We start from the raw sequence: 6,629 nt of genomic DNA, 5'->3' as shown, positions 1-6,629 counted from the left end.
CCCCCCCCCCCCCCCCCCCCCCCCCCCCCCCCCCCCCCCCCCCCCCCCCCCCCCCCCCCCCCCCGCTCCCACAGGTTTGGTGTATGGCTGCGATATCGTGGTGCCAGCCCCAATGATGGCAATTCAGTTTCAGTTAAGTTCGAATCACTAAGGTAACTCTTGTAGCAACACATAAAAAAATACGGAGACACCCCATGAAAATCCTGACTGCCCTGTTCACCGCATCCCTTATCAGCCTGACCGCCAATATCGCCCACGCGCGCGACCTGGGCCCCGACGAAGCCCTGAGACTGCGCGACGCTGGTACCATTGTGTCCTTCGAGAAGCTCAACGCCACGGCATTGGCCAAACACCCCGGCGCCAAAATCAGCGAAACCGAGCTTGAAGAAGAGTACGGCAAGTACATCTACCAGGTGGAACTGCGCGACCCGCAGGGCCTTGAGTGGGACCTGGAATTGGACGCTGTCAACGGGCAGGTTCTCAAGGATCATCAGGATACGTAATGAAGGTGTTTTGTTTAAATCGACGCGCCAGCAGTCGGATGGCGCTGGCGCTTCTGGCATTTTGCTCGGTGGTCATGGCCCGCGACCTGGATCAGGACGAGGCCCTGCGCCTGCGCCAACAAGGTGTGATCCTGCCGCTGGAGCAGCTCTTGCAGCAAGCGCTGGACCTCTATCCCGGGGCCAAGTTGCTGGAAGCCGAGCTTGAGGAAAAGCACGACGTCTACATTTACGAGGTCGAGCTGCTGACCACCGAAGGTATGGTGCGCGAGCTAGACCTCAACGCCACCACCGGCCATTTACTTAAAGACAAGGAAGACTGACCGATGCGTTTGCTCCTGGTGGAAGACCATGTGCCGCTGGCCGACGAATTGATGGCCGGCCTCAACCGGCAGGGTTACGCGGTGGATTGGCTGGCCGACGGCCGCGATGCGGTGTACCAGGGCAGCAGCGAGCCCTATGACCTGATCATCCTTGACCTGGGACTGCCGGGTTTGCCGGGGCTCGACGTGCTGGCGCAATGGCGGGCCGGCGGCTTGGCCACACCCGTTCTGATCCTCACCGCGCGCGGTTCCTGGGCCGAGCGGATCGAAGGTCTCAAGACCGGCGCCGACGATTACCTGACCAAACCGTTTCACCCCGAAGAGTTGCACCTGCGAGTCCAGGCATTGTTACGCCGCTCCCACGGTCACGCCAATCAGCCGACGCTCAAGGCCGCCGGTTTGCATCTGGATGAAGGTCGCCAGTGCGTGACCCGCGACGGTGCGGACATCCAGCTCACCGCCGCCGAGTTTCGCCTTCTGCGTTACTTCATGCTGCACCCTGAACAGATCCTTTCCAAAAGCCACCTCGCTGAACACCTCTACGACGGTGAAACCGAGCGCGATTCCAACGTGCTGGAAGTTCACGTCAACCACCTGCGACGCAAGCTCGGCCGCAGCGTGATCGAAACCCGTCGCGGTCAGGGTTACCTGTTCGGCGGGCAAGCCCAGTGAGGTCGATCCAGCGCCGCTTGAGCCTGGGCCTGATCAGCGTGATGGTGATCGTCGGCCTGGTGCTGGCGCAAACCAGCCTGTGGCTGTTCGAAATGGGGTTGCAACGCTACCTCGAAGACGGGTTGCGCAACGACAGCGAAAACCTGCTGGTGGCGCTGGTGCGTGGGCCGCAGGGTTTGCAACTGGATGAGCGGCATTTGTCGCCGGCCTATCAGCGACCGTTCTCCGGGCATTACTTTAGTATCGATTTCGCCAACAGCCATTGGCGTTCCCGCTCGTTATGGGATCAGGAGCTGCCGCAGCTTGAACACCCTGGCCTGCATAGCAATCTGCAATTGGGGCCAGAAGGCCAGCAGTTGCTGGTGTTGCGTTCGGACTATCGCCGGTTGGGCCAGGCGATTTCCATCAGCGTCGCCCAGGACTATACCCCGGTGCGCGAGAGCTTTCGGCGCATGCAGCAGGTCGGTCTGGGGTTGGGGCTGGCGGGGCTGTTGTTGATTTTGCTATTGCAACGGATCACCGTGCGCCGCGCTTTGCGCCCCCTGGAAAAGGCTCGCGAGCAAATCGCCCAATTGCAGCAGGGCCAGCGTTCGCAACTCGACGAAGAAGTACCGCTGGAGCTGGAACCGCTGGTGGCGCAGATCAACCATTTGCTGGCCCACACCGAAGACAGCCTCAAGCGTTCACGCAACGCCTTGGGCAACCTCGGCCATGCCTTGAAAACCCCGCTGGCGGTGTTGTTGAGCCTGGCTTGCAGCGAAAAACTCGATGCTCACCCGCAGTTGCGCAAAGTCATGCAGGCGCAACTGGAACAGGTTCAGCAACGGCTCAATCGCGAACTCAACCGCGCCCGGCTGTCCGGGGATGCACTGCCGGGAGCGTTGTTCGATTGTGATGCCGAGCTACCGGGGTTGCTAGCCACGTTGAACATGATCCACGGCGAACACCTCGACTTGAGCTACCGCGCGCCTGCCGGTTTGCAACTGCCGTGGGATCGCGAAGATCTGCTGGAGTTGCTCGGCAACCTGCTGGACAACGCCTGCAAATGGGCGGATGCCGAGGTGCGGCTGAGCGTGGTCGAAACGGCTGAAGGGTTTGAGTTGAGCGTGGAAGACGATGGGCCGGGAATTCCCGAAGACCAGCGCGCTCAAGTGTTCAGTCGCGGTACCCGGCTGGATGAACAGACGGATGGGCATGGCCTGGGATTGGGCATCGTGCGCGACATCGTCGATACGTGGGGCGGGGTGTTGAAGTTGCAGGAAAGCGAGTGGGGCGGGTTGAAAGTGACGATCGAGCTACCCAAACGCTGACTCCAAACGCAAGGACGCCGCTTAACCTGTGGGAGCGGGCTTGCCCGCGAAGACGGCGGCACAGTCAACATCGATATCGCCTGACACAACGCCATCGCGGGCAAGCCCGCTCCCACATTGGATCTGTATTGCCTGCAAATTTTGCGGACAACCACTACCCCTGTGGGAGCCTGCTCGCGATAGCGGCGGTACAGTCAATATCAATGTCGCCTGACACAACTCATACCCTTATGACACTGATTCACATCCCGAAGGCTGCGATCTTTTGATCTTCTGGCGTCATCGAGGTCGTTGAAAATCAAAAGATCGCAGCCTTCGGCAGCTCCTGCAGGGGTTGGCGTTGGCTTTGACAAGGCGGCAGCGGTCCGGCACAGTGCGCGCCCTCTAATAAAACCCATTTCTCCATCCGCTGGCGGCGCTCATACAGACTGCCGGCCGGACTCATTCCGTTTGGCGGTGATTGCCTCACCGCGCTGCTTTTGAGGTAACAACAATGAATGCAGTAATTGCCGCGGTCGGCATCATGCTGATACTCAGCCTGTCCCGCGTGCATGTGGTGATCGCGCTGATTGTGGGCGCGCTGGTCGGTGGCTTGACCGGTGGCCTGGGCATCGACGCGACCCTTAAAGCTTTCAACAGCGGCCTCGGCGGCGGGGCGACGGTTGCGTTGTCCTATGCCTTGCTCGGCGCGTTCGCGGTGGCCATTGCCAAGTCCGGCCTGGCCCATGCGCTGGCCGACAGGGCCCTGGCCATGGTCGATCGCCAGCACGCCAACGGTGGCGGAAACGTCAAATGGCTGCTGATCGGCCTGCTGTGGGTGGTGGCCATCGCCTCGCAGAACATATTGCCGATTCATATCGCCTTTATCCCGTTGCTGGTGCCGCCACTGTTATACGTGCTGACCAAACTGCAACTGGACCGTCGTTTGATTGCCTGCGTCATCACCTTCGGTTTGATCACGCCGTACATGTTCCTGCCCGTGGGCTTCGGCAACATCTTTCTCAATGAAATCCTGCTGGCCAACGTCGCCCGTAGCGGAGTAGACATCAGCGGTATCAACGTCACCCATGCCATGGGCATTCCGGCGCTGGGCATGGTGTTTGGCCTCGCGGCAGCCTTCATCAGCTATCGCAAGAAGCGCGTTTACGATCTGGAAAAGATCGAGCAGGTCGAACAGGTCGCGGTGCAATACAACCCCATGAGCCTGGTGATCGCCGGTCTGGCGATTGCCGCTGCGTTCATTGTTCAGTTGCTGCTGGACTCGATGATTATCGGGGCGCTGGCGGGCTTCCTGATCTTTTCGGTGTCGGGCATCGTCAAATGGCGCGACACCGATGATCTGTTCACCGAAGGCATGAAGATGATGGCGATGATCGGCTTCATCATGATCGCCGCGTCCGGGTTTGGCGAAGTGATCAAAGCCACCGGGCAGGTGCAAACGCTGGTCGAAACCTCGGCCTCGTGGATCGGCCACAGCAAAGCCATTGGCGCGCTGCTGATGTTACTGGTGGGCCTGTTGGTGACCATGGGCATTGGCTCGTCGTTTTCCACCGTCCCGATTCTGGCGGTGATTTTCGTGCCGTTGTGCGTGCAACTGGGCTTCAGCCCGATCGCCATCGTGTGCATCGTCGGCACCGCCGGCGCTTTGGGCGATGCCGGGTCACCCGCGTCGGACTCGACCCTGGGCCCGACCTCCGGTCTGAACATCGACGGCCAGCATCACCACATCTGGGACACCGTGGTCCCGACCTTCCTGCACTACAACCTGCCGCTGCTGGTGTTTGGTTGGGTGGCGGCGATGGTGTTGTAACACCTCTGACCCTGTGGGAGCGGGCTTGCCCGCGATGGCGGTCTTTCAGTCACATTGATATGAATGTAGCGACGCTATCGCGGGCAAGCCCGCTCCCACAGGATCGATGTGACCCTGACTCAACTTTTGAATTGGCCTGCCGTTATAGGCTTTAACCACGCCAACAAAATCAAAAGAGTGAACGTCATGCGCATGAGCCTGAAGGCTAAAGTCCTGTCCCTTGCCGTCCTCCCGGTGCTGCTCTTTGCGCTGGTCATCAGCCTGACCACGTTGTTCATTCTGCAGGAGCAGGCCCGCAAGGAAGTCGAGCAAACCCGTCAGCGCCTGCTCAGCGATGCCAAGGCAACCCTGCAAAGTTACGTTGCCGTGGCCATGACCACGATCAAACCGCTCTACGACGCGGCCGCCCCCGGCGATGACGCGGCACGGGCGCAGGTGGTCAAGTTGCTGTCGAGTATCACCTACGGCAAGGACGGCTACTTCTTCGGCTACGACTCCAACACCGTGCGCCTGTTCAAGGCCAACAGTCCCGAAGGCGTGGGCCAGAGCTTCAAGGACAACCGCGACCCGAACGGCGTCTACGTCAACCGTGACCTGGTGAAAGTCGCCAAGGACGGTACCCATTACTTGCAATACAGCTCGACGCTGCCCGGTAACACCCAAGTGCTGGTGCCCAAGCTCGGCTACACCGAATACCTGCCGAAGTGGGACATGGCGGTCGGCACCTCGGTCAACCTCGACGGCATCGAAGCTCAAGTGGCGGTGGTCGAGGCCAAGGTCCAGGAACGCATGCAAGGCGTGGTGCTGAGCATTGTCGGGATTGCCGTGGTGGTGCTGCTAATGATCGCGGCTGCCGGAATGCTGCTGGCCAACACCATTCTGCGTCCGCTGAACCTGATGAAAGCCAACCTCGACGACATCGCGGCGGGCGAGGGCGACCTGACCCGGCGTCTGACCATCACCAGCCAGGATGAACTCGGCGAACTGGCCGGCTCGTTCAACCGTTTCGTCGACAAGATCCACGGTCTGGTACGGCAGATCACTGAAATGACCTCGCAACTGACCGGTCTGGTGAATCAGGTGTCCGATCAGGCCCAGCGCTCGGATCAAGCCATGGAGCGCCAGCGTCACGAAACCGATCAGGTGGCCACGGCGATCAATGAGATGTCGGCGGCGGCCCAGGAAGTGGCCAAGAGTGCGCAAAACGCGGCGGTCGCTGCCCAGCAGACCGACGAAGAAGGCCAGGCCGCCAAGCGCGTGGTGGCCGGCAGCATCGTGAAGATTCATGCGTTGGTGAATGACATTCGCAGCAGCGGCGTATCCCTCGACAGCCTGCAGAAAGACGTGTCGTCGATTGTCAGCGTGCTCGGGGTGATCCGTTCGATTGCCGAGCAGACCAACCTGCTGGCGCTCAACGCCGCTATTGAAGCCGCCCGCGCCGGTGAGGCCGGGCGTGGTTTTGCGGTGGTCGCCGACGAAGTGCGTGCATTGGCCAGTCGCACGCAAATCAGCACCCAGGAAATCCAGGGCATGATCGACCGCTTGCAGGCCGGCACCCAATCGGCAGTCGAGGCCATGCGCCGCTCCAGCGAGGCCGGCGACGGCACGTCGGCCCAGGCCAACGAGGCGGGGGCATCTCTGGACGCCATGGCCCAGTTGATCGGCACCATCAACTCGATGAACGCCCAGATCGCCAGCGCCGCCGAAGAGCAAACCGCCGTGGCCGAAGAAATCAACCGCAGCGTGCACCAGATCGCCGTGGCCGTAGACAGCGTCGCCGACGAAACCCAGCTCGGCGCCCAGACCTCGCGCAGCCTGGCCGACCTCGGTCAGCGCCTGGGCAAATTGGTCGGGCAGTTCCGTATCTGATTGAAAGTACTTTTGTGGCGAGGGGGCTTGCCCCCCAATGCCGGTAAGTTAAGAAATTTGAGCGACGGAAATCCTGTGGGAGCGGGGGGGGGGGGGGGGGGGGGGGGGGGGGGGGGGGGGGGGGGGGGGGGGGGGGGGGGGGGGG

General features: G+C 61.3%; 6 protein-coding genes. All 6 read left to right on the top strand.

What is annotated here, in order from left to right; translation table 11 throughout:
- The first annotated feature begins 194 nt into the window (after window positions 1–194).
- The 6 genes from AC1RQB_RS28025 to ctpM all read left to right on the top strand — a co-directional run bounded on the left by AC1RQB_RS28025 (window position 195) and on the right by ctpM (window position 6,484).
- The gene (locus AC1RQB_RS28025) at window positions 195–503 is read left to right on the top strand and encodes a PepSY domain-containing protein (protein ID WP_063340981.1); all 309 of its coding nucleotides are present in this window, start codon (window positions 195–197) and stop codon (window positions 501–503) included.
- Window positions 503–823 carry a PepSY domain-containing protein gene (locus AC1RQB_RS28020; protein ID WP_063340980.1) on the top strand — a complete coding sequence of 107 codons (321 nt, stop codon included), beginning with the start codon at window positions 503–505 and terminating at the stop codon, window positions 821–823. The genes AC1RQB_RS28025 and AC1RQB_RS28020 overlap by 1 nt, the downstream gene beginning before the upstream one ends.
- Window positions 824–826: 3 nt before the next feature.
- Window positions 827–1,495, top strand: a complete 669-nt coding sequence (locus AC1RQB_RS28015) for a response regulator transcription factor (protein WP_008071174.1) — start codon at window positions 827–829, stop codon at window positions 1,493–1,495.
- On the top strand, window positions 1,492–2,805 hold the full coding sequence (locus tag AC1RQB_RS28010) for a sensor histidine kinase (RefSeq protein WP_063340979.1): 1,314 nt from the start codon (window positions 1,492–1,494) through the stop codon (window positions 2,803–2,805). The genes AC1RQB_RS28015 and AC1RQB_RS28010 overlap by 4 nt, the downstream gene beginning before the upstream one ends.
- Window positions 2,806–3,298: 493 nt before the next feature.
- On the top strand, window positions 3,299–4,615 hold the full coding sequence (locus tag AC1RQB_RS28005; protein WP_063340978.1) for a Na+/H+ antiporter family protein: 1,317 nt from the start codon (window positions 3,299–3,301) through the stop codon (window positions 4,613–4,615).
- 186 nt (window positions 4,616–4,801) lie between these two features.
- A complete protein-coding gene (ctpM, locus tag AC1RQB_RS28000) occupies window positions 4,802–6,484 on the top strand; it encodes a methyl-accepting chemotaxis protein CtpM (RefSeq protein WP_032830329.1) in 1,683 nt (560 codons plus the stop codon).
- Window positions 6,485–6,629: the final 145 nt, after the last annotated feature.

This window comes from Pseudomonas sp. GW822-FHT02E03 (assembly GCF_058802325.1).
This window is presented reverse-complemented; position numbering and strand designations above follow the sequence as displayed.